26 protein-coding genes and 2 riboswitches are annotated in these 20,880 nt (G+C 74.5%); of the genes, 7 read left to right on the top strand and 19 right to left on the bottom strand.

The window, feature by feature from the left end:
- Nucleotides 1–110: 110 nt before the first annotated feature.
- From FMM08_RS07410 to FMM08_RS07365, 10 genes are all read right to left on the bottom strand, one after another.
- The gene (locus FMM08_RS07410; protein WP_255472147.1) at nt 111–860 is read right to left on the bottom strand and encodes a GNAT family N-acetyltransferase; all 750 of its coding nucleotides are present in this window, start codon (nt 858–860) and stop codon (nt 111–113) included.
- Nucleotides 857–2,014 carry an LLM class flavin-dependent oxidoreductase gene (locus FMM08_RS07405; RefSeq protein ID WP_147925733.1) on the bottom strand — a complete coding sequence of 386 codons (1,158 nt, stop codon included), beginning with the start codon at nt 2,012–2,014 and terminating at the stop codon, nt 857–859. The genes FMM08_RS07410 and FMM08_RS07405 overlap by 4 nt, the downstream gene beginning before the upstream one ends.
- Nucleotides 2,011–3,405, bottom strand: coding sequence for an NtaA/DmoA family FMN-dependent monooxygenase (locus tag FMM08_RS07400; RefSeq protein WP_147925732.1), 1,395 nt, complete (start codon nt 3,403–3,405; stop codon nt 2,011–2,013). The genes FMM08_RS07405 and FMM08_RS07400 overlap by 4 nt, the downstream gene beginning before the upstream one ends.
- Entirely contained in the window at nt 3,402–4,682 is a 1,281-nt protein-coding gene (locus tag FMM08_RS07395; protein WP_222710522.1) for an LLM class flavin-dependent oxidoreductase, read from the bottom strand. Before FMM08_RS07395 ends, FMM08_RS07400 begins: the two co-directional genes overlap by 4 nt.
- Nucleotides 4,683–4,696: 14 nt before the next feature.
- Entirely contained in the window at nt 4,697–5,710 is a 1,014-nt protein-coding gene (locus FMM08_RS07390) for an ABC transporter substrate-binding protein (RefSeq protein ID WP_147925731.1), read from the bottom strand.
- A gap of 56 nt (nt 5,711–5,766) precedes the next feature.
- Nucleotides 5,767–6,528, bottom strand: coding sequence for an amino acid ABC transporter ATP-binding protein (locus FMM08_RS07385; RefSeq protein WP_147925730.1), 762 nt, complete (start codon nt 6,526–6,528; stop codon nt 5,767–5,769).
- Nucleotides 6,525–7,538: an amino acid ABC transporter permease gene (locus FMM08_RS07380; protein ID WP_147925729.1), complete on the bottom strand. Its 1,014-nt coding sequence runs from the start codon at nt 7,536–7,538 to the stop codon at nt 6,525–6,527. The genes FMM08_RS07385 and FMM08_RS07380 overlap by 4 nt, the downstream gene beginning before the upstream one ends.
- Nucleotides 7,539–7,812: 274 nt before the next feature.
- Nucleotides 7,813–7,926, bottom strand: a riboswitch (SAM riboswitch).
- A gap of 111 nt (nt 7,927–8,037) precedes the next feature.
- Nucleotides 8,038–8,514 (bottom strand): OsmC family protein, encoded by a 477-nt coding sequence (locus tag FMM08_RS07375; RefSeq protein WP_147925728.1) that lies wholly within the window; start codon nt 8,512–8,514, stop codon nt 8,038–8,040.
- Nucleotides 8,515–8,575: 61 nt separating this feature from the next.
- On the bottom strand, nt 8,576–9,493 hold the full coding sequence (locus FMM08_RS07370; RefSeq protein ID WP_147925727.1) for an LLM class oxidoreductase: 918 nt from the start codon (nt 9,491–9,493) through the stop codon (nt 8,576–8,578).
- 31 nt (nt 9,494–9,524) lie between these two features.
- Nucleotides 9,525–9,644, bottom strand: a riboswitch (SAM riboswitch).
- Between the two features lie 223 nt (nt 9,645–9,867).
- Nucleotides 9,868–10,563, bottom strand: a complete 696-nt coding sequence (locus FMM08_RS07365; RefSeq protein ID WP_147925726.1) for an SDR family NAD(P)-dependent oxidoreductase — start codon at nt 10,561–10,563, stop codon at nt 9,868–9,870.
- Nucleotides 10,564–10,751: 188 nt separating this feature from the next.
- Here FMM08_RS07365 and FMM08_RS07360 point away from each other — a divergent pair, with 188 nt between their 5' ends.
- Both FMM08_RS07360 and FMM08_RS07355 read left to right on the top strand, forming a co-directional pair.
- A complete protein-coding gene (locus FMM08_RS07360; RefSeq protein WP_147925725.1) occupies nt 10,752–11,210 on the top strand; it encodes an STAS domain-containing protein in 459 nt (152 codons plus the stop codon).
- 53 nt (nt 11,211–11,263) lie between these two features.
- Nucleotides 11,264–11,974, top strand: a complete 711-nt coding sequence (locus FMM08_RS07355; RefSeq protein WP_222710521.1) for a 2-phosphosulfolactate phosphatase — start codon at nt 11,264–11,266, stop codon at nt 11,972–11,974.
- On the opposite strand, the gene FMM08_RS07350 is transcribed toward FMM08_RS07355, so the two are convergent.
- Both FMM08_RS07350 and FMM08_RS07345 read right to left on the bottom strand, forming a co-directional pair.
- Nucleotides 11,961–12,515, bottom strand: a complete 555-nt coding sequence (locus FMM08_RS07350; RefSeq protein WP_369431687.1) for a DUF1990 domain-containing protein — start codon at nt 12,513–12,515, stop codon at nt 11,961–11,963. The genes FMM08_RS07355 and FMM08_RS07350 overlap by 14 nt on opposite strands.
- Nucleotides 12,516–12,534: 19 nt before the next feature.
- Complete coding sequence (locus tag FMM08_RS07345; protein ID WP_147925723.1) at nt 12,535–12,975, bottom strand: rhodanese-like domain-containing protein; 441 nt, start codon at nt 12,973–12,975, stop codon at nt 12,535–12,537.
- A gap of 94 nt (nt 12,976–13,069) precedes the next feature.
- Here FMM08_RS07345 and FMM08_RS07340 point away from each other — a divergent pair, with 94 nt between their 5' ends.
- Both FMM08_RS07340 and FMM08_RS07335 read left to right on the top strand, forming a co-directional pair.
- Complete coding sequence (locus FMM08_RS07340) at nt 13,070–13,528, top strand: Lrp/AsnC family transcriptional regulator (RefSeq protein ID WP_147925722.1); 459 nt, start codon at nt 13,070–13,072, stop codon at nt 13,526–13,528.
- Nucleotides 13,529–13,768: 240 nt separating this feature from the next.
- Entirely contained in the window at nt 13,769–14,302 is a 534-nt protein-coding gene (locus FMM08_RS07335) for a GNAT family N-acetyltransferase (protein WP_147925721.1), read from the top strand.
- 156 nt (nt 14,303–14,458) lie between these two features.
- Here the strand turns inward: FMM08_RS07335 and FMM08_RS07330 are convergent, their stop codons facing one another.
- Nucleotides 14,459–15,154, bottom strand: a complete 696-nt coding sequence (locus tag FMM08_RS07330; RefSeq protein WP_222710519.1) for a DUF998 domain-containing protein — start codon at nt 15,152–15,154, stop codon at nt 14,459–14,461.
- Between the two features lie 102 nt (nt 15,155–15,256).
- Between FMM08_RS07330 and FMM08_RS07325 the strand changes: the two genes are divergently transcribed.
- Nucleotides 15,257–15,982, top strand: coding sequence for a TetR/AcrR family transcriptional regulator (locus FMM08_RS07325; protein ID WP_187279614.1), 726 nt, complete (start codon nt 15,257–15,259; stop codon nt 15,980–15,982).
- Here the strand turns inward: FMM08_RS07325 and FMM08_RS07320 are convergent.
- Together FMM08_RS07320 and FMM08_RS07315 are read right to left on the bottom strand one after the other, a co-directional pair.
- Complete coding sequence (locus tag FMM08_RS07320; protein WP_147925719.1) at nt 15,916–16,362, bottom strand: VOC family protein; 447 nt, start codon at nt 16,360–16,362, stop codon at nt 15,916–15,918. The two genes, FMM08_RS07325 and FMM08_RS07320, sit on opposite strands and share 67 nt — an antisense overlap.
- Nucleotides 16,359–17,198, bottom strand: coding sequence for a tyrosine-protein phosphatase (locus FMM08_RS07315; protein WP_147925718.1), 840 nt, complete (start codon nt 17,196–17,198; stop codon nt 16,359–16,361). Before FMM08_RS07315 ends, FMM08_RS07320 begins: the two co-directional genes overlap by 4 nt.
- 17 nt (nt 17,199–17,215) lie before the next feature.
- Between FMM08_RS07315 and FMM08_RS07310 the strand changes: the two genes are divergently transcribed.
- The gene (locus FMM08_RS07310) at nt 17,216–18,073 is read left to right on the top strand and encodes a PHP domain-containing protein (protein ID WP_147925717.1); all 858 of its coding nucleotides are present in this window, start codon (nt 17,216–17,218) and stop codon (nt 18,071–18,073) included.
- A gap of 27 nt (nt 18,074–18,100) precedes the next feature.
- Here the strand turns inward: FMM08_RS07310 and FMM08_RS07305 are convergent, their stop codons facing one another.
- Nucleotides 18,101–18,445, bottom strand: coding sequence for a DUF1048 domain-containing protein (locus FMM08_RS07305; protein WP_147925716.1), 345 nt, complete (start codon nt 18,443–18,445; stop codon nt 18,101–18,103).
- The gene (locus tag FMM08_RS07300; RefSeq protein WP_147925715.1) at nt 18,438–18,767 is read right to left on the bottom strand and encodes a PadR family transcriptional regulator; all 330 of its coding nucleotides are present in this window, start codon (nt 18,765–18,767) and stop codon (nt 18,438–18,440) included. Before FMM08_RS07300 ends, FMM08_RS07305 begins: the two co-directional genes overlap by 8 nt.
- A gap of 122 nt (nt 18,768–18,889) precedes the next feature.
- Here FMM08_RS07300 and FMM08_RS23580 point away from each other — a divergent pair, with 122 nt between their 5' ends.
- Complete coding sequence (locus FMM08_RS23580) at nt 18,890–19,015, top strand: hypothetical protein (protein WP_255472144.1); 126 nt, start codon at nt 18,890–18,892, stop codon at nt 19,013–19,015.
- On the opposite strand, the gene FMM08_RS07295 is transcribed toward FMM08_RS23580, so the two are convergent.
- Together FMM08_RS07295 and FMM08_RS07290 are read right to left on the bottom strand one after the other, a co-directional pair.
- Entirely contained in the window at nt 19,008–19,838 is an 831-nt protein-coding gene (locus FMM08_RS07295; protein ID WP_147925981.1) for a carbohydrate ABC transporter permease, read from the bottom strand. The two genes, FMM08_RS23580 and FMM08_RS07295, sit on opposite strands and share 8 nt — an antisense overlap.
- A gap of 95 nt (nt 19,839–19,933) precedes the next feature.
- Nucleotides 19,934–20,872 carry a carbohydrate ABC transporter permease gene (locus FMM08_RS07290; RefSeq protein WP_222710517.1) on the bottom strand — a complete coding sequence of 313 codons (939 nt, stop codon included), beginning with the start codon at nt 20,870–20,872 and terminating at the stop codon, nt 19,934–19,936.
- Between the last annotated feature and the right edge of the window lie 8 nt (nt 20,873–20,880).

Below are 20,880 nucleotides of genomic sequence, written 5' to 3'. Positions count from 1 at the left end.
AAGGTCGCCGCCGGGCCGCGCGCCCAGTCCGGCATGCACGACTGAGTGACTTCTCACACGCCTCCGGGTGGCGCTGCGGCCCCACTGGTGGGCCGGGAGGGCGGACCGGGTCAGGAGAGCTCGGCGGTGCCGCCGGGCGGACGCAGCGCCGCGAAGCGCGTGGGCCGGCGCAGGCGGAACCCCAGCTGCTCGTACAGGCGGATCGCGCCCGTGTTCGACGCCGAGGCGTGGAGGAACGGCACCTCCCCGCGCTCGCGGATGCCGTGGGCCACGGCGTGCACGAGGCGCGTGCCCAGCCCCTGCCCCCGCCACGCGGCGTCGGTGCACACGGCGCTGATCTCCACCGCCCCTTCGGGGTGCAGCCGCTCCCCCGCCATCGCCACGAGCCGGCCCTCGCGGCGGACGCCGAGGTAGGTGCCCATCGCCATCGTCCGTTCGAAGAACGGTCCGGGCTGGGTGTGCTCCACCAGGGCGAGGGCGTCGGCGACGTCGGCCGGGTCGTGCAGGTCGAGCCGCACGGTCTCGGCGTCAGGGGCCGACGCCACGGCGTCGGTGGCGACCATCTGCACGCCCGGCAGGTCCATGAGCACGGTCCAGCCCGCGGGGGCCTCGGGGACGTCGCCGGTGAGCAGGAGCATCCCCTGCGTCCCCACGAGCGCGGCGGCGTCGGACCAGTCGTCAGGCGTCGGGTGCTCCGGGAGGGAGGAGAACCGGGCGACGTCGTCGGGGTAGGTCACCACGCGGCCCCGCCGCACCGCGAGCGCGGCGTGCGGGCCGTGGAGGGCGTTCCACACGGACCTGTCGAGCTGGTCGAGCACGGGGAGGTCCGCGCCGCGCGGGTCTGGGGCGAGCTGGGTCACCGGTCGCCCCACTCGGTGGCGAGCAGCTCGTAGGAGCGGACGCGGGCGGCGTGGTCGTGGGTGGTGGTGGTGATGAGCAGCTCGTCAGCGCCGGTGGCGCTGCGCAGGCGCTCCAGGCCGTCGGCCACGGTCCGCGCAGACCCGACGAAGCGCGTCGCGAGCCGGTCGCGGACCAGGGCGTCGTCGTCGTCGGTCCAGTGGTCCGGAGATGCCAGGTCGGCGGCCTCGGACGGGCTGGGGTAGGGGATGGCCCCGGCGGCGGTGCGGATGGAGCGCACCCACGGGCCGTAGCCGGCGGCCAGGTGCTCGGCCTCCTCGTCGGTCTCGGCGACGACGACGTCGGCGGACACCGTCAGGTGCGGCTGCGCCAGACCGCTGGCGCCCTGGGAGGGGCGGAAGGCCGCCCGGTAGGCGCGGGCGGCGTCGAGGACGCCCTGCGGGGCCACGTGGTAGTTGGCGCCGAAGCGCAGGCCGCGCTCCCCCGCCACGGCGGCGGTGGTGCCGCCGGTGCTGCCGAACAGCCACAGCTGCAGGTCGGCACCGGTGCCGGGGTGGACCTGCAGGGGAACGCCCGTGGAGGACTTCCACGTGCCGGCGAGGAGGCCGAGGACGGTGTCGACCTGCTGCGCGAAGGACGGCGCCTCAGCCCCGGGCACCGGGACCAGCTCGGGGATCGCCGCGAACCGCGGCGACGTGAGCAGCGGGCCCAGCGGGAACGGCCCGGGCACCCGCAGCCCGTCGACCACGGTCCCCTCGGCCTGCTCGCGCGTGGGAGGCGGCGGGGGCGCCGGCAGCGAGCCGTCGGGTCCGCGCGGCGGCCCCCCGGGGCGCCCGATGCCGAGGTCGATGCGCCCGGAGTGGACGGCGTCGAGCAGCGCGAAGTCCTCCACGGCGCTCAGCACCGTGCGGTGCCCCGTCTGCAGGGCGGCTGCGCCGAGCCGGATGGTGGTCGTCCGGCCCGCGACCAGCGCCAGGACGACCGCGGGCGAGACGCCCACCACGCCGGGGTTGAGGTGGTGCTCGGCCACCCAGTAGCGGGCGTACCCGAAGCGCTCCGCGGACTCGGCGAGGTCGGCGCTGTTCGCCAGCGCCTGCCGGGCCGTGCTGCCCGAGGGGACGGGCGTCAGGTCGAGGACGGCCAGCGGCGTGCTCACGCGCGTGCCCCCGTCGTCGTCGTGAGGAGGCCGGGGGCGGGCAGGGGCCGCAGGCCGAGGTGGTCGCGCAGGGTGGTGCCCTCGTACTCGGTGCGGTGCACGCCGCGCTCCTGGAGGATCGGCACCACCTGGTCGACGAAGGGGTCGAGGCCGCCTGGCGTGAGGTGCGGGACGAGGATGAACCCGTCGGAGGCCTCCGCCTCCACGAGGTGCTCGACCTGGTCGGCGACGGTGGTCGGCGACCCGACGAAGGTCTGCCGCGCCGTCTGCTCGATCATCAGCTCGCGGATCGACAGGCCCTCCGCCTCGGCGCGCTCGCGCCACGCCTTCGCGGTGGCCAGCGGGTCGCGGTGCATCCGCACGCTGGCGCGGCCCTGGCTCATCACCTGCTCGCCGACCACGGGGTCGACGTCGGGCAGGGGGCCGTCGGGGTCGAGGTGCGACAGGTCGCGGTTCCACACCTGCTCGAGGAAGACGATGGCGGTGGCGCCGCTGACCTGCGCGCGGCGCACCTCGCGGGCCAGCTCCTCGGCCTCGGCGTCGGTGTCGCCGAGCACGAACGTGGCGGCGGGCAGCACGAGCAGCTCGTCGCGCTGACGACCGAACTTCGCGAGGCGGGCCTTGACGTCGGCGTAGAACGGCTGCCCCTCCTCCAGGGTCGCGTGGCGGCTGAAGATGGCGTCGGCGTGCTCGGCGGCGAACTCGCGGCCCTCCTCGGAGTCACCGGCCTGGAAGACGACCGGCCGGCCCTGCGGGCTGCGGGGCACGGTGGTGTGGCCGGCGATGTCGAAGAAGGCGTCGCGGTGGGAGAACGCCCCGGGCCCGGGGGCCCGCAGGAACTGGCCGGTGGCCTGGTCGGCCACGACCTCGTCTCCGCGCCAGGAGTCGAACAGCTCCAGCGCCGTCTCCAGGAAGGACCGGGCGCGGTCGTAGCGCTGGCCGGCTCCCAGGAAGCCGCCGCGGCGGAAGTTCTCGCCCGTGAACGCGTCCCAGCTGGTGACGACGTTCCACGCCGCCCGGCCCTCGGAGAGGTGGTCGAGGGTGGCGAACTGCCGGGCCACCTCGTACGGCTCGTTGAACGTCGAGTTGATGGTGCCGGTCAGCCCGAGGTGCGTGGTGACGCCCGCGAGCGCCGCGAGGATGGTGAAGGTGTCGGGCCGGCCGACGACGTCGAGGTCGTAGATCCGCCCGGCGTGCTCGCGCAGCCGCAGCCCCTCGGCGAGGAACATGAAGTCGAGCTTCCCGCGCTCGGCGGTCTGCGCGAAGCGGACGAAGGAGTCCGGGTCGATGTGGCTGCCCGCGGCGGGGTCGGACCACACGGTGGTGTTGTTGACGCCGGGGAAGTGCGCCGCGAGGTGCACCTGGCGCTTGCGCGTGCTGTGGCGGCTCATCGGCTGCTCTCCGTGGTGGCGGTGTCGTGGTGGCCGGTGAGGGCGTAGCGGTTGGCGGGTCGCGCCAGGCCGAGGCGCTCCCTCAGCGTGCGCTCGGCGTACGCGGTGCGGAAGGCCCCTCGGCGCTGCAGCTCGGGCACGAGGGTGCGCGTGATGGCGTGCAGGTCGTCGGGGAGGGCGGCGGGCCGCAGCCGCAGCCCGTCCAGCCCCGCGTCGCGCCACGCCAGGGCCAGGTCGGCGAGCTCGCCGGGGGTGCCGGCGAAGACGAGGGCGTCGCTGCTCCGGGAGAGCGGGGTGCCGGCGGTCTCGTCGAGGCGGGCCAGCCGCTCCGCCGCGGCCCCGGGCCGGGGGTCGAGGACGACGACGACGTCGGCGAGCAGGCGCAGCGGCTGGTCGCCCGCGCCGTCCGGCCAGGGGGGCTGGACCTCCCGCTCGTCGTGGACGGCGGCGACGAGCCGGCGCGCCTCGTCGTCGTCGTGGGGGGTGAGGAAGCCCAGGTCCGCGCACCGCGCGACGAACCGGTGCGCCACGGGCACGTGCGACAGCGCCGCCACGAGCGGCTGGCCCTGCGGCGGGCGCTGCGTGATGGACGGGCCGCGCACGGAGAAGCGCGGACCGGTGAAGTCGACGGTGTGGAGCTTGGCGGCGTCGACGAACCTGCCGGTGGCGGCGTCGCGGATCTCGGCGTCGTCCTCCCAGGAGTCCCAGAGGCGGCGGAGCACCTCCACCCAGTCGCGGCCCTCGTCGAAGACGTCCTCGACGAGGGCGGGCGGCGGGGTGCGGCCGGGCGCGAGCTCGGCGAGGGCCACCAGCTCAGCACGCCGCCCGAACTGGGCGGCCTCGTCGGGGCGCAGCGAGACCTGCACCCGCACCCCGGCGCGCCCGCGGGTGGTGTGGTCGAGCGTGGCGATGGCCTTGGACAGGTGGAACGGCTCGGTGTGCGTGGCCGTGGCGCTCGGCACGAGGCCGATGTGCTCGGTGACCAGCGCGAGCCGCGCCGCGAGGAGCACGGCGTCGAGGCGGCCGCGGACCCTGTCGGTGCGCTCGTCGGGGCGGCCCGTGTACCTGGGGTCGTCGGACTGCAGGCGCAGCGCGTCCTCGACGGTGACGAGGTCGAGCAGGCCGGCCTCGGCCTCGCGGACGAGGTCGGTCCAGTACGCCGCGCTGAACAGCTCGGTGGGGCGGGCGGTGGGCTCGCGCCAGGCGGCGGGGTGCCACCCCGCGCCGTCCAGCGCGACGGCGAGGTGCAGGTGCTCCCTGCGAGCAGAGGACGTCACTGGTACAGCCTCCGTCACTGGTCGGTGAGCGGCAGGCCGGGAGGGTTGATCTCCGACGTCGGCACGGCCTCGTTCGAGAGGTTCCAGGCCTCCAGGGTCTTGGCGTACTGACCGGAGGAGATGAGGTGGTTCAGGGCGTCGGCGACCGGCTCGGCCAGGCCGCTGTCCTTCTTGGAGGTGGCGCAGATGAGGCCCTGCAGGGAGGCGCCCGCTCCGGACGACGTCCCGACGATCTTGGTGGCCTGCGGCGTGCCCTTCGTCTGCGTGACGTGGTAGGCGGCCGTCGGGTTGGGACCGAAGTTCGCGTCGATGCGGCCCGAGCTCAGCGCGGTGTACGTGGAGGTGGTGTCGGCGAAGCGCTGCACGTCCAGGGTCTGGCCCGCGGCCTGCAGCTGGCGCTGCCACTCCAGGAGGATGCGCTCCTGGTTGGTGCCCGAAGCCACCGCGATGGTCTTCCCCGCGAGCACCGACGGGTCGCCGGTGAACGTCCAGGAGGCGTCCTCGGGGGCCTCGAGCGCCAGCTCGTCCTTGCGGTAGCAGGCGAAGTCGTACTTCTGCTGGCGCTCCTCGGTGTCGGTGATGTTGCTGAACCCGACGTCGGTCCTGCCGGAGTCGATGCCCACGAAGAGGTTCTCCCAGGTGGAGCTCTCCAGCACGGGCTCCAGGCCGAGGGTCGCGGCGACCAGGCGGCCGATGTCGGGCTCGGAGCCGGTGAGGGTCTTCTGGTCGTCGCCGACGTAGGCCAGCGGCGGGAAGCCCGACGGCAGCGCACCGACGCCGATGACGAGCTCGCCCGACTCCTTGACCTCGGCCGGGAGCTCGTCGCGGATCTCCTGCACGACCGGCACGTCGAGGGTGGTCTCGGTGGCCGCGCCGTTGGACAGGGCGCCGACGGTGACGGTGCCGGGCGCGGCCGACGGGCTGCCGGCGGCGTCGGCGGACGAGCCGCCGCAGGCGGACAGCGACAGCGCGAGGACGGCGCTGACGGCGGTGGCGAACAGGGCGGTGGGGGCGTGCGGTCGGGACATGACGGGCTCCTGGGTGGTGCTGAGGGGGTCTGGGGCGGGGGTGCGTCGGCGGACGGTCAGCGGACGCGGCGGAGGAAGTCGCGGGTGCGGGGGTGCTGCGGGGCGTCGAGCACCGCCGAGGGCGGTCCGCTCTCCACGACGCGGCCGGCGTCGAGGAAGACGACGGTGTCGGCCACCTCGCGGGCGAACGCGATCTCGTGGGTGACGATGACGAGGGTGGTGCCGCTGGCCGCGAGGTCGCGGATCACCTCGAGCACCTCGCCCACGAGCTCCGGGTCGAGGGCGGAGGTGGGCTCGTCGAAGAGGATGACCTCGGGGTCCATCGCCAGCGCCCTGGCGATGGCCACGCGCTGCGCCTGCCCGCCGGACAGCTGGCGCGGGTAGGCGCCGGTGTGGGCGGCCAGGCCCACGCGCGCCAGCAGCGCGGCCGCCCGCTGCCTGGCCTCGGCCCGGCTGAGCAGTCCGGTGGCGGCGGGAGCGGCCGCCACGTTCTCCAGCGCGGTGAGGTGGCCGAAGAGGTTGAAGGACTGGAAGACGAACCCGATCCGGCGGCGCTGCCGCAGGACCACCGGCTCGGCGACCTCCCTCAGCACGCCGCGGTGCCGGCGAACACCCACCAGCTCCCCGCCCACCTCGACGTGCCCGCCGTCGAGCTCCTCGAGGTGGTTGACGGCGCGCAGCAGCGTCGACTTGCCCGAGCCGGACGGCCCGATGATCGCCACGACGCGCCCGGCGGGCACGGACAGGGACACGTCGTCGAGCACGCGGCGGTCCCCGAACGACTTGCTCGCCCGCACCACCTCCACCGCGGCGCTCACCGGACGCTCCCGCCGGCGGGGCCGCCGGGCCGGGGGCTGACCGGGGCGGCCGGGGACGACGCCGCGCGGACCTTCGCGACCAGGTCACCGGCCCCGGCCCGGACGCGCTGCCACGGCGTGGGCGGCGGGGTCCTGTCGGCGCCGCGGGCGAAGGCCCGCTCGACGTGGAACTGGGCGGCGGAGACGACGCTGGTCAGCACGACGTACCAGGTGGTGGCCACGAGCAGCAGCGGGATGACGTCGCCGGGGTAGGTGGCGCCCATCGTCTGCACGGTGCCGAACAGGTCGAGCAGGGAGACGTAGAACACCAGCGAGCTGCCCTTGATGATGCCGATGAGCTGGTTGACGTAGTTCGGCACGATCGAGCGCAGCGCCTGCGGCATGACGATCCGCCAGAACCGGTACGCGCGCGGCAGGCCCAGCGCCGCGGCGGCCTCGCGCTGCCCGGCGTCCACCGACAGCAGCCCGCCGCGGACCACCTCGGAGGCGAACGCCGCCTCGTTGAGGCTGAGGGCGACCACCGCGATGAGCATCTCGTCGCCGAGGTCGGCGGTGCCGAACGTGACGAGCTGCGGCCCGAAGGGGACGCCGAGGCCGAGCTCGGGGTACAGCGCGCTGACGTTGTAGAGGAAGATCAGGACGACGATCAGCGGCACGGACCTGAACACCCAGGTGAACGTCCAGCTGACCACCTGCAGCACGGGGCTGCCCGACAGGCGCATGAGCGCCAGCAGCACGCCTCCGGCCAGGCCGAGCACGGCCGAGTACGCCGTGACCTGCAAGGTGATGAGCAGCCCCTCGAGGATGACGGGCCGCGAGAACCAGTAGCCGAACCGGTCCCACTGGTAGAAGGGGTTGGTCACCAGCCCGTGCACCACCTGCGCGAGCAGCACCAGCACGAGGGCGGTGGCCACCCAGCGCCAGGGGTGGCGCAGCGGGACGACGCGCTCGTCGTCCGGGGGTCTCGGGGGTGCCGGCGCGGGGCGCACGGCGGTCGGGCTGTCGCTCACGGGGGTCCTTCAGGGCAGGGGGTGGCGCACGCCCGCTGCAGTCGGCGCAGGGGTGCGTCAGGGCGTGGATCCAGGAGTGGCGGGCGCGTCGGCGGATCGCCGGGCGCCAGCGGGCCGCCGAGCCCGGCGGGAGGGCGGTGGGCTCAGGCGGAGCGGCGTACGAGGCGACAGCGCTGCGCGGCGGTGCGCAGGAGGTCGACGTGGCGGCGGCGCGTCAGCAGGGCGCTCGTCGTCGTCATGGTCGTGTCCGTCCGTGTCCTGCCCCGGGGAGGGGCTGTCGCGCTGACAGGGGCTCGGTCGAGCCCTGCCGGGTCTTCCCCTGGGGCACCCCGCCGCGAGTGGGGGTTGCCGGTCAGCGAGCCAGGGCTTGTCGCTGACGCTCATGACCTGTGGGTCCGTGCATCTGGTGGAGCTGTGGAGCTGACGTGGACCCTGCCACGCGGGCGGGCCGGGGGTGCCAGGGGCTCCCCCGGCCCGCTCGGACGTGGGACGTCGCAGGTCAGGCGGCGACGCGGACCTTGTTCGTCCAGCGGTTGACCACCTCGGTGCCGGCGCGCTGCAGCAGCTGCGTCACCGGGCAGCGGCGGCTGACCTCGGCGACGAAGGCCTCGAAGGCGGCGTCGTCGAGGTCGGTCTCCAGCTCCACGGTGAGCGTCACCTTCGAGAAGGAGGGGTTGCCCTCGGCGCCGAAGACGAGCACGGAGTTGTCGAGCTCGGCGTCGACCCGGCCGTGGAACTCGCCCAGCTCGACGCCCTGGCCCAGCGCCACGATCTTCGAGGTCACCTGGTTGCAGGAGACGTAGCCGGCGAGCACGAGGTCGAGCGGGCTGGGGGCGCTGTCGGTGCCCCCGAACGCGGGGTGGCCCTCGGCGCGGACCACGTGCGGCCCGCCGGTGATGGCGACCTCCTGCAGGACGCCCTCCCCCTCACCGTGGAGCTCGAAGGTCAGGACGGAACCCTTCGGGTGCAGCGGCATGGTGCGGTCTCCTCGTTCTCTGTCGGGTGTTCCAGCAGTGGACAGATGGCTCGACGGCCGCTCAGGCGGCGGTGCGGTGCTGCGCGGCGAGGTCCTGGTCGGCCGGGCGCTGGTCTGAGAGGCGCTCGCGCAGGTCGGTGCCGCGGTAGGCCCGGCGGAAGGCGCCGCGGCGCTGCAGCTCGGGCACCAGGCCGCGCGTGATGCCCCGCAGGTCGCGGGCGGGGTCGGCGGGGTGCAGCCGCAGGCCGGCCAGCCCGGCGCCGTGGAGGTCGAGGGCCAGGTCGGCCAGCTGCGCGGGGGTCCCGGCGAACACCTGCGCGCCGTCGGGTGCGGTGCTCGGGGCGGCCTGGTGGGCGGCGTGCGCTGCGCGCTCGAGCGCGTGCTCCTCGTGGTGGTCGAGGACGACGACGACGTCGGCGAGCAGGTGCCGCGGCGCCTGCTCGGCGCTGCGCGCTGCCGCGGCGAGGCGCTGGGCGGCGGCGACGTCACGCGGGGTGACGAAGGCCAGGTCAGCACGGCCGGGGAGCGTGTGCCTGCCACGGCCGGGCCGGCCGGGCAGCGCGACCAGCGGCCCGGCGCCCGGGTGGGTGGCCGCGGAGCGGCGGCGGACGGCGGTGACCCAGCCCTGCTCGTCGGCGGGCACGGGCACCTGCAGGTGCACCCCGGCGCGGCCGCCGCTGGCGCGGTCGAGGGCGTCGAGGGCGCGGGCGATCTGACCGGGGTCGGTGCGCCCGACGTTCACGGTGGGCACGAGGCCGATGGACCGCGTCGTAGCGGCCAGGCGGGTGGCCGCGCGGACGGCGTCGAGGCCGTCGGCGTCCTGCGCCGCGGCGTCTGCAGCGGTCACGGTGCTCGGGGGCACGTCGAGGGTGACGAGGTCGAGCAGGCCGACCTCCGCCTCGCGCACGAGGTGCGCCCAGGTGGCCGGGGAGCTGGGGCGGTCGCCGCCGAGGGCGAGCGCCAGGTGCAGGGAGGACATCGCGACACCTCGTCTTCTGCCCCGAGGAGGGGCCTCGCGCTTACCGGAGACCGCGTGGTGCGGGTCCGGTCGGGTCGTCACCTGGGGCACCCCGCCGCAGAGCGAGGGTTGCCGGTCAGCTAGCCAGGGCTTGTCGCTGACGCTCATGACCTGTGGAACACGTGGAGCTGGTGGTTCAGGTGGTGCGGGGCCAAGCCTGACGGCTCACGGCAGATGCGTCAACAGGCCGACCGCTGGCAGTTCGGCGGTGCCACCTCCGCTCTCCACGCTGGCGGAGTCGAGGGCCAGGACCGGATCCGTCGTGACCCTCGACTCCGCCGCGGCGAGGACCGGCCCTGCCGCCGTGACGCCCGTCGTCGTCCTGACGGTGCGGGTCAGCAGGAGACGACGCCGCGAACGCGGTGCCCGGTGGCGATCGACTCCCCCGAGATCGCTCGCGCCCTCGGCGACAGCAGGAACGTCACCAGGTCGGCGATCTCGTCGGGGCTCGACTCCCCGCCCCGTCCCGGCTGCACCTCCGCGGCCGGCGTCGGGGTGACGGTTCCGGGGCTCACCGTGTTGACCGTGACTCCGCTGCCGGCCACTGCGTCAGCGAGGTTCTTGGCGATCACGACCAGCGCCGCGTTGCGCACCGCGCCGGTGGTGTTACCGGTGAGGAAGGCGTTCTGGCCGCTGATGCCGACCACCCGCCCGTAGCCGGCCCCCTCCATCGCCGGCAGGACGGCGTTGACGAGCCGCAGGAAGACGACGGCCTTCGCGTCGAACGCCTCCAGCACCTGGGCCGGGTCGTCGTTGCGGGAGGCGTCGAGCGTGCGCGCGCTGGGCGCCGCGGCCACCACGAGGCCGTCGAGGCGTCCGTGGTGGGCGAGCACCGCGTCGACGGCGGCGGCCGCGGAGGCGTCGTCGCGGGCGTCGAGCCGCAGGCTCGTTCCGTGCTCGTCAGGGGTCGTCGAGCGGGAGGCGACCACGGCGGTCGCCCCCTCCTCGCGCAGCCGCTGCACCACGGCGCTCCCGACGAGCCCGGTGCCCCCGACCACGAGCACCACGCGTCCGCTCAGTCCCAGGTCCATGCGTCGAGGCTAGGTGCGGTGCGTCCTGTCTGCCCTGTGCGTCCTCCGCAGCCTTGATCCTCCGCAGCCACAGGGCTACGTTGGGTGATCTCCAGCACCGTCCGCCCCAGGCGGACGGCTCCGGAGCTTCCCGCACCTCGGTCTCGCGCGCCCGCGGTCTTCGACGCGCCCTCCTCGATGGGTCGTCCATGAGCTGCTCAGCTGCCGGCGCGTCCGGTAACCGCCCCCTGCGGACCGGTGGCCTGCGCGTCGCCGTGGAAGACCACTCCCGTGCCGGATCGGCGCTGCCGCTGCGCGTCATGACGCTGGTCGGCGACCTCGACATCGCCTCGATCCACCGCCTGCGCTCGGCCACCGACCTCGCGCTGCCCGCCGACGGCACCGGCGGCGCCTCGGACGTGGTGGTCGACCTCGCCTCGGTGGAGTTCATCGACTCCGCTGGGCTCGGCGCGCTGCTCAACACCCTGCGCCGGACGCTGGCGCTGGGCGGGCGCCTCGCCCTGGTCGGCGCGAGCGAGCAGGCCGTCCGGCTGCTGACCATCACCGGCGTCAACCGCGTCGTCTCCCTGCACGCGACGCTCGCCGAGGCCCTCGTCCACGGGCCGGGCGTCGGCCAGGCAGCCGCTGCCAGGGCGGCGCTCGCCTGACGGTGCCGGCAGCCCATCGCCAGGGCAGCGCCAGGATCCGGTTCGAGCAGGGGGTGACCGGGGCGCTGGCCATCGCCGAGGACGTCGCCGCGGTCGTCGTCGTCGACGTCCTGTCCTTCACGACGGCGGTCAGCGTGGTGCTGGACGGCGGCGGCCGGGTGTGGCCCTGCCCGTGGGACGACGACGAGCGCGCCACCGCGCTGGCGCTCCAGCACGACGCGGTGCTCGCCGTCGGGCGCTCTCGCGCGCGGGCTGCGGGAGGGGTGAGCCTGTCGCCGGTGTCGCTGCGCGCTGCATCGCCGCAGCGGCTGGTGCTGCCCTCCCCGAACGGCTCGCGCCTGTGCGCGGAGCTGGCCGGTCGAGCACCGGTGGTGGTGGCGGCGTGCCTGCGGAACGCCGCAGCGGTGGCGCGCTGGCTGACCGACCTGGCGGGCGGAGTCGACAGCGCGAGCGTGGCGGTGGTCGCCGCCGGGGAGCGCTGGCCCGACGGGAGCCTGCGGCCGGCGGTCGAGGACGTGTGGGGCGCTGGCGCCGTGGTCGACCGGCTGGTGGCGCTGGGGTGGACCGGGCTGTCGCAGGAGGCCCGCGCCGCACGCGCTGCCTCCTCAGCGACTCAGGACGACGTCGGGAGCGCCCTCCTCGAGTGCTCCAGCGGCGCCGAGCTGGTGGCCGCCGGGCACCGGGGCGACGTGCTCGTGGCCGCCGAGCCCGACACCAGCGACCGCGTGCCGGTGCTGCGCGACGGGTGCCTCAGCGCAGGCTGACCAGGGCCTGCTGGTAGCGCCGGCGGTAGACGCGCTGGGCGACCAGCAGCGCAGGGAACACGAGGCGCCACGGACCGCCCGGCGCCGGGCGGGTCAGGGAGCGCAGGGTCAGGTGCACCCGGCCCTCGGGGTCTCGGTGGACGACGAACGCCTCCTCACCGCTGACGGGATGGCCGCGCAGCGTGCCGTAGGCGAAGCCGCGGCGGTCGTCGGTGTCGACGACGGCGACCACGCGCACCGGCTCGCGCACGGTGACCGTGGCGGCGCGAGCTCCCAGCGCGGCGTGCAGCCACAGCTCCTCGCCATCGCGGACACCGCCCGGGCCTGAGGGCGGGTGGACGGTGAAGCCGCTGCGCGTCTTGACGCCCCAGGCGAGCACGGCGGCGGAAGCTGCGCGCCAGACGGCGTCCTCGCCGTCGTCGTCCTGACCGATGAGCACGGTGGACTCGTGGCGGCGGTAGCCGGCCGGGACCGCGGCGGGCGGCCAGTCGGCGTCGGCAGGGCGGGTGGCACCGACGTGCTCGTAGGTCAGCTCGCGCACCACCCGCCCATCCTGCCGATCACCCGGCGGGCGCGGTGAGCGGGTCGGGCACCTGGCGGCTGCGACCGGCGTCGCTGACGACGGCGAAGCCCTCGCGGACCCAGTACTCGTAGCCCCCGACGAGCTCCTTCACGCAGCCGTAGCCCGCGAGCGCCAGGGCGAGGCCGGCGCGGGTGCTGCCGTTGCAGCCGGGTCCCCAGCAGTAGACGACGACGTCGGCGTCGAGGTCGGGGGCGTGCTCGCCGATGCGCTCGGTGAGCTCGGCGAGGGGGATGTGCACGGCGCCGGGGATGCGGCCCTGCGCCCACCCGGCGGCGGAGCGGACGTCGAGGACGAGCGGCGCTGCGCCCGTGGCGCGCGCGTGCGCCAGGTCGGCCGGGTCGGTCTGGTGGGCGAGGCGGGTGGCGAAGAAGCCGACGGCGGAGATCGCTGCGGTGGCTGAGGTGGTGAGACCGTTCATGACGTCCATGGAACCGGCGCGGCGCTGCGCTGGACAGGGGCGTTCCACGGCGACGGGGCGGATCAGCCGTGGATCGGCTGGCATCCTGCCGCTCGTGCCGTCGAACCCGCAGATCGTGCTGGACACCGTCGACAGGGGTGTCGTGGAGGCCCTCCAGCGGGACGGGCGGATGAGCGTCGCCGACCTCGCCCGCGCGGTGAACCTCTCCCCCAGCGCGACCGCGGACAGGCTGCGGCGGCTGACCGACCTCGGCGTCATCACCGGGTACACAGCGGTGGTCGCCCCGGAGGCGCTCGGCTACGCCGTGCAGGCGTTCGTGCGGCTGGCGTACCCGAGCGGCAACTACAAGCCGTTCCACGACCTGCTCGCCGTGCTGCCCGAGGTGGTGGAGGCGCACCACGTCACCGGCGATGACTGCTTCATCCTCAAGGTGCTCGCGCGCAGCATGCGCGACCTGGAGCGCATCACCGGCAAGCTGGCGACGCTCGGCGGCATCACCACGAGCGTCGTCTACTCGAGCCCCCTCCCCCGGCGGAACCTCACGCCAGCCTGACCGCTGGCCGGGCAGAAACGGGTGGACGCCGGACCGCGATGCTGACGATGCTCGACCGGTGGGACGCGGCGTGCAGAAGGCGGAGAGCAGCGGCCCTGACGATCCAGGGGCGCTCGTCGGCGCCTCGCGCCCGCCTCGTCCTGAGCCGCCGGCTGCAGCCGCGCCGGCGGTCCCGGTCACGGCCCGCAGCGCGTCACTCACCGCGGGGCGGTCGGCCCAGCCTGGAGACGAGCGACGCGCATGACGCTCTCCACCGCTCCGCTCGACCTGTCCGCTGACGCCGAGCACCTCGCCGACTTCCTCACCCGGCAGGCCTGGCCGTTCCACGTCCGCGAGCGCTGGACGCGCGAGCAGGCGCTCGCCAGTGCAGCCGACGGCTCCTGGGTCGGACCCCACACCCACGCCCACTGGCTCCTGGCCGACGGCGAGCGCGCGGGCCTGGTCCGGTTCGACGACGTCGACGACGGCACACCGCTGTTCGACCTCCGCATCGACGAGTCCCACCGCAGGCGGGGGCTCGGCACAGCGGCAGTGCGCTGGCTCAGCCAGCACCTGTCCGACCGCGACCCCCAGCTGCAGCGCATCGAGGCGAACACCCGCATCGACAACGCGGTCATGCGCGCGGTGCTGCAGCGGTGCGGCTTCGTCAAGGAGTCGCACTACCGGTCCGCCTGGCCCGGCGAGGGCGGCCGTCTGTTCGACGGCATCGGTCACGGCCTCATGCGCGCCGACTGGGTCAGCGGCACCACGACGCCCGTCCGCTGGGACGCCTGACCCGCCGGCGCCAGCCACCCGCCGCGCTGTGCTCCGCCCGGATGGTGCAGATCTTGGCGATCGGCCGGCCCTGGGGGCGTGACGAGCCGATCGATCGCCAAGATCAGGTGACGTTCACCCGCCGCCCGCCGCGGTCAGCGAACTCGGCCAGCGGCCTCAGCCGGCGGCAGCGGCGGAGCGCCGGGCGTACAGCGGGTGCGGCACCTGCGCGTACAGCCGCGCGCTCGCCAGCGCCAGCCACGTGAAGCCGGCGAGCACGGCCACCCACAGCAGCAGCGTCCCGACCGCCTGCTGCGCCAGAGCCGCCCCGGCGAGGAACCCGACCAGCACCACGGCCCCCAGCATCCGCGCGCGCCCAGCGGCTCCGCGCTCCCCCAGCGATGCGCGCCAGCGCCCTTCCGCGAACGCTCCCAGCGCGAGCGCGAGGAACCCGAGAGCCCCGAAGACGATGTGCAGCAGTCCGTGCGTGCTGATCGCCGACGTCGACGCGGTCGCCGAGCCGGGCGGGAACCCCGCCGCCGGGTCGGGCAGGGCGGCGGCGCTCGCGAGCAGCGCCAGGCCGTAGACCGCCGTCGCCGTCGCGATGGCCAGCCCGCGGCCGTCGCGCAGAGCGCGCGCCGCGCCTGCCGCCGCGGCCAGCACCATGAGCCCGGTCAGCACGAGGTTGGTGCGCTGGAGCCATCCGTGCTCACCGAGCACCAGCAGCGACAGCGCGTGGTGCGACAGCTCGAACCCGGGCCTGGTCAGCGCCAGCACCAGGCCGACCACCACGTAGAACGGCCCCGCGACCACACCCCAGCCCAGCAGGCTGCGGGTCACCGCCGCCGACGTGTCGAGCTCGTCCTTCGCCACGACCCCCACCCCCTCCTGTTGCACCGATCGGTGCAACACCGCTGGTCGTACGGTAGCCCCGACGGGACCCTCGTCCCAGGACCTCACCCGGAGGGAGCGATCGTGGCGTCCGCCGAGACTCACGACGACGACGAGGCGCGCGGCGAGGATCCGCGCGCTGCGCGTTCGCGCCAGCGCGTGCTGACGGCCGCGACCGCGTGCTTCCTCGCGCACGGCTACGACGCGTCCACCGTCGAGCAGGTCGCGGCGGAGGCGGGCCTGGCCAAGCGGACGGTCTTCAACCTCTACGCCGACAAGGCCTCGCTGTTCCGCGCCGCGCTGGAGCGCTCGATCGACACCGCCGAGCGCTTCACCGGTGAGCTGCTCGCACACGTCCACGAGCTGGCTGGGGCCCGCGACCTCCGCGCGGGGCTGGGGCGGGTCGCGGAGGAGCTGGCGCTGACGGTGCTCGCCGGTCCGGTGGTGCCGCTGCGCCGGCTGCTGGCGCGCGAGGGCGAGCGGTTCCCCGACCTGCTCGCGGACTACCGGCGTCGTGCGCCTGAGGCCGTGCTCGTCGCCCTGGCCAGCACGTTCGCCGCGCTCACCGAGCGGGGTCGGCTGGCGGTGGCCAGCCCGGAGCTGGCAGCCGAGCAGTTCGCCTTCCTCGTGATGGGCGCCGACCTCGACCGCGGCATGCTGGGCGAGCCGCCGCCTCCGGCCGAGCGCATCCGGGCGCGCGCGGCCGCGGGGGTCGACACCTTCTGGCGGGCGCACCGCCCCGGTCAGGCTCCGGCGCCCGACCCGGAGACCGGCCCGAGGGGCGGTTCAGCGACCAGCTCGACCTCGTAGCCGTCGTCGTCCTCGAGGTAGGCCGCGCAGTGTTCGGGACCCCCGGCGAAGGGGTGCCGGTCGGCGAACAGCAGCCTCCACCCGTGGTCGGCGCAGGCAGCCACCACCGCGTCGAGCTGCTCGCGCGTGCCGGCGTGGAACGCGAGGTGGTTCAACCCCGGGCGCAGACGCTCGTGGCGGTCAGCGGTCACCGCCGGGGACTGCTCCAGCACCAGGTAGGTCGCGCCCAGCCGGAAGCTCGCGCCTCCCTCCCACGCCTGGAAGAGCTCGTAGCCGAGCTCACCGAGCAGCCAGGACCACCGCGGCAGCGCCCGCGCCAGGTCGGGCACCCACAGCTCGACGTGGTGCAGCGCGCCGCGCGATGACAGGCTCTCGCTCACGCCGCGCCCTCTGGACGCAGCAGAGACCGGAGGGTCACGACCTCCTCGTCGTCCAGGCCGAGCCAGCGCAGGTAGTCCGCCGGGCCGCCCCAGCGGGCGTGCACGTGGTCGAGCATCGCCTCGACGTCGGGCCCCCCTCTCCGGTGCGGCGTGGGAGCCGTCGGGGGGTCGACGACGGGCGAGCCGCTGCCGGCGCGGTGGTAGTCGTCGACGACGGCCCCCCGCTCGGCACCCGCGAGGTCGAGCAGCAGCGCGGCCACCATGCCCGTCCGGTCGCGACCCGCGGCGCAGCACACGAGCACAGCGCCAGCGCCAGGCCCGGCAGCTGCGGCCCGCGCGTGGGCCGCGAGCGCGCGGAAGACCTCGACCAGCGTCCTGCGGTTGCGCCCCAGGCTGCGGGCGTACAGGTCGCCGAACGTGGCCTCGGAGGTCACGTCGCGCTGGGGCTCTGCGGCCACGTCGATCAGCGGGAGCAACCGGTACCCGGGCAGGTCAGCGAGAGGATGGGGCAGCAGGCGCGCCTCCGCGTCAGAGCGCAGGTCGACGACGGCCCTCACCCCGAAGCGCTCCGCGGACCGCCGCAGCTCGTCCGGCAGCTCGCCGGCCACCGCGTCGGGCGAGGCGTCCGCCACGGCGATCGGCAGGGCGATCGGCAGGGCGATCGGCAGGGCGATCGGCACGGCGGACCTGATGACGCGCCGCAGCGCCGTGCTCCCACCGCCTGCGAGGGGCAGCCCGCCGAGGTCGGCCGAGCCGGGGAAGCCCGGAAGCACCCCCAGGCGCTCGTCGACGCTCGACGGGTCCTCCGGCTGCCGCCCCTGCCCACCACCGCGCACGGCGCTAGCGTCGCAGGGTGCTGCCCGCCGACGGCCACGTCCACAGCCAGTTCTCCTGGGACGCCCCTGCCGGTGACATGCGCGCGACGTGCGCCCGCGCCGTGGAGGTCGGGGTGCCGGCGCTGGCGTTCACCGAGCACGTCGACCTCACGCGGTGGAACCTCCACGGCCAGCCGCTGCCCGAGCGCTACAGCGGTCACGTCGACGACCACGGCGCCTTCCTGGGCGACGCCCTGCAGGTGGAGGCGTACCTGGAGGAGGTGGAGCGCTGCCGCGAGGCGTTCCCGGGCCTGCGCATCTGGTCCGGGCTCGAGCTCAGCGAACCGCACTGGCACCCCGACCCCGTCGCCGAGCTCGTCCGGGCCACCTGCGCGGAGCGGCTGGTCGGCTCGGTGCACGCCCTGCCCGACCTGCACCCCGACGCCGCGGCCAGTGGACGCGTCGAGCACGTGGAGACCGGCCACGGCTACGACCAGCGCCACCCCGTCGACGTGGTCCGCGCCTACCTCACCGAGGTCGCAGCCCTGGCCGCCAGTGACGCGCCCTTCGCGGTGCTGGCCCACATCGACTACCCGCTGCGCACCTGGCCCGCCTCCGCCGGGCCGATCCCCTGGGAGGCGCTGGAGGACGACGTCCGCACGGCCCTGTCGGCACTCGCCACCTCCGGCCGGGCGCTGGAGCTCAACACCCGTCTGCCGCTGGAGGGCCGGGTGCTGCGCTGGTGGCACGAGGCCGGCGGTGACGCGGTGGCGTTCGGCAGCGACGCCCACCACCCGGAAGCCCTCGCGCACGGCTTCCGCGACGCCGCGGCGCTCGCCGAGGCGTGCGGCTTCAGACCCGGCGCGACGCCGTTCGAGCTGTGGGGCCGCGCCTGACGCGACGCCCGCCGTCGTCGTCGTCCCTCAGGACTGCCCGCCGAGCTTCTCGTGCACCGTGCGGTTGAGCTTGTCGCGCCAGTCCTGCGTGTAGGTGCGGGCGTTGCGGAGCAGCTCGTCGCAGAAGCCGGCGACGTCGTCGCCGGTGACCTCCAGCGCGCGCCGGCCGTCGGCGGCACCGGTCTCGAAGAGGCCGAGCAGGTCTTCCAGCAGGGCGATGATCGAGCGGCCGTCACCTCCGGCGAGGTTGAAGACGTACTTCTGGATCTCCGCGTACACCACGCGGTAGTCCACCGGGAGCGCGGCGGCGCGGGCCTGCATGGCCCGCCACTCCTTCTTCTCGCCGACGAGCTTGGTGAGCAGGTCACGCACGGCTGTCCTCCCGGAGGTGGTCGATGGTGGTCGAGACGTGGTCCCACGTGCCCCAGAACGCGGCGAGGCGCTGCCGGCCGGCGTCGTTGAGGGCGTAGAACTTGCGCGGCGGCCCACTGCTGGAGGGGCGCTTGTCGGTGCTGACCAGGCCGTTCCTCTCCAGGCGCAGCAGGATCGCGTAGACGGTGCCCTCGACGAGGCCGGTGAAGCCGAGCTCCTGCAGCGTCGAGGTGATCTCGTAGCCGTAGGTCTCGCCGCGGTCGATGACCTGCAGCACGCACCCCTCGAGGACGCCCTTGAGCACCTCGGCCTGGTTGTCCAGCGGAGCCTCCCTCGAGCCAGTACTCAGCGTCGCTAAGTAGCACTACTCTGCGACACTGAGTACGCGGTCGTCAAGCACCGACGGGTCCGCAGCCCGATGGCCTGGGCACGCCCGACGCCCAGGTGCTGCGCTGGGACGGAGTGCCGCCGATGCTCCACGTCGACGACCCGGACGGCAGCGGCCTGGTGCTCCTCGAGGAGCACCAGGCCGCTGCTGGCGAGACCGGTGGGTCCGGGTCGGCTACTTGACCGCGCCGCCGGTGATGCCGGAGATGATCCGCCGCTGGGCGATGACGAAGACCAGCACCAGCGGCAGGCTCATGAGCACCACGTACGCGAAGATCAGGTGCCAGTTGTTGAGGTACGCCCCGGCGCTGGCCACCTGGAACAGGTTCAGCGGCAGCGTGTCGAGCCGCCCGCCGACGACGAAGAACGCGTAGAAGACGTCGTTCCAGATGTAGAGGCAGATGAGGATGGTCGCGGTCGCCATCACCGGGCGCAGCAGCGGCAGCACCACGGTGAAGAAGGTGCGCACCGGACCGGCTCCGTCCACGCGGGCCGCCTCCTCCAGCTCGGGAGGGATGGTGCGGATGAAGCCGGTGATGAAGAAGATCGCCGTGGACATGTAGATGCCCACGTAGACCATGACCATGCCCCCGACCGTGCCCGCCAGCTGCAGCTGGCGCAGCAGCAGCACGAGCGTCACGACGGCCGGCGGCAGGATCAGCCCGCTGATGCCCAGGGCGTACAGCACCGAGATCCAGCGGCCCTTGCGGCGCGCCAGCACCCAGGACGCCATCGAGGCGAGGAGCAGCACGAAGACCACCGACGGCGCCACCACGAGGACGCTGCCGAGCAGCGCCGCGCCCAGGCGCCCGTCGGTGATGACCGTCGAGTAGTTGGCCACGAGGTGGAACCCGTCGCGCGGCAGCGCCAGGCTCGGCAGCAGCGCCTCACCCTGGCTCTTCACCGACGTGACCAGCACCAGCCACAGCGGCACGCCGACCACCACCGCGGTGAGCAGGACGACGACGACGGCGTGCAGCGGACCACCTCCGCCCTCGGGGGCCACCGCCGGACGCGTTCGCCGTCGTCGTCCTCCAGCGGTGTCGGCAGCGGTGGGCGCCGCCGGCGCACCGGCAGGCAGGGGCACGGAGGTCGGGGTGCTCACAGGACGCGCTCCCGTCGGCGCAGCAGGTAGATGGTGGGGAAGGCCATCACGGCGATGGTGATGAACAGGACCAGGCTCATGGTCGTGGCCTGCGCGAACAGGCCCTGCCCGAAGGTCCGGTAGATGAAGATGTTGAGGATCTCCGTCTTCTGCGCCGGACCGCCGCCGGTGGTGGCCTGCACGATGTCGAAGCTGTTCATCGACCCGAGCAGCGCGGTGGCGACGTTGAACGTCAGCGCGGGAGCGAGCAGCGGGAACCGGATGAGGCGGAAGGTCTGCCACCGGCTCGCGCCGTCGAGCCGGGATGCCTCGAGCACGTCGCCGCTGATGGTCTTCAGACCCGCCAGGTAGATGATCATCGCCAGGCCCATCCACTTCCAGGAGTGGATGAGGACGACCCACAGGAGGGTCCAGCGGGTGTCGGCGAGCCAGGCGTAGTCGAAGCCTCCGGTGAAGAGCCCGATGAGGGCGTTGAGGGCACCTTCGGGCTTGAGCAGCGCCTGGAAGATGTAGCCCACCGCCAGCGCCGACATCACCACGGGGATGAAGAACATCGTGCGGGCGAAGCGGTTGAGCCGGGTGTCGGCCTCCAGCAGGAGCGCCAGCCCCAGCCCGAAGAGGTTCTGGAAGACGGCGACCCCTGCCGCGTACAGGACGGTGGTCCGCAGGTCCGTCAGCAGGACGCCGTTCTTGGCCACGTTCTCGAAGTTCCGCAGCCCCACGAAGCCGATGGCGGACTTGAAGCTGGACCAGTCGGTGAACGCGTAGACGAAGTTGTAGACCGACGGGACCAGGAAGAACAGCGTCAGCAGCACGAAGGCCGGGACGAGGAACCAGCTGGGCTGCGACGGCGGCTGCTGCCGGCGACGGTTCCTCCCGGGGAGCTCGCGCCCGCGGACGCGGCCGGTGCGGGTGGACTGTGTCGAGGTGCTCACGGCTCGGT

The sequence above is a fragment of the Quadrisphaera setariae genome (assembly GCF_008041935.1).
GTDB classification, from domain to species: Bacteria; Actinomycetota; Actinomycetes; order Actinomycetales; family Quadrisphaeraceae; genus Quadrisphaera; species Quadrisphaera setariae.
This window is presented reverse-complemented; position numbering and strand designations above follow the sequence as displayed.

Excerpts from the sequence above, each read along its gene's own strand:
- FMM08_RS07400 (WP_147925732.1), bottom strand. The coding sequence starts at position 3,405 with ATGAGCCGCCACAGCACGCGCAAGCGCCAGGTGCACCTCGCGGCGCAC.
- FMM08_RS07360 (WP_147925725.1), top strand. The coding sequence starts at position 10,752 with ATGAGCTGCTCAGCTGCCGGCGCGTCCGGTAACCGCCCCCTGCGGACC.
- FMM08_RS07375 (WP_147925728.1), bottom strand. The coding sequence starts at position 8,514 with ATGCCGCTGCACCCGAAGGGTTCCGTCCTGACCTTCGAGCTCCACGGT.
- FMM08_RS07370 (WP_147925727.1), bottom strand. The coding sequence starts at position 9,493 with ATGTCCTCCCTGCACCTGGCGCTCGCCCTCGGCGGCGACCGCCCCAGC.
- FMM08_RS07335 (WP_147925721.1), top strand. The coding sequence starts at position 13,769 with ATGACGCTCTCCACCGCTCCGCTCGACCTGTCCGCTGACGCCGAGCAC.
- FMM08_RS07390 (WP_147925731.1), bottom strand. The coding sequence starts at position 5,710 with ATGTCCCGACCGCACGCCCCCACCGCCCTGTTCGCCACCGCCGTCAGC.
- FMM08_RS07345 (WP_147925723.1), bottom strand. The coding sequence starts at position 12,975 with ATGAACGGTCTCACCACCTCAGCCACCGCAGCGATCTCCGCCGTCGGC.
- FMM08_RS07365 (WP_147925726.1), bottom strand. The coding sequence starts at position 10,563 with ATGGACCTGGGACTGAGCGGACGCGTGGTGCTCGTGGTCGGGGGCACC.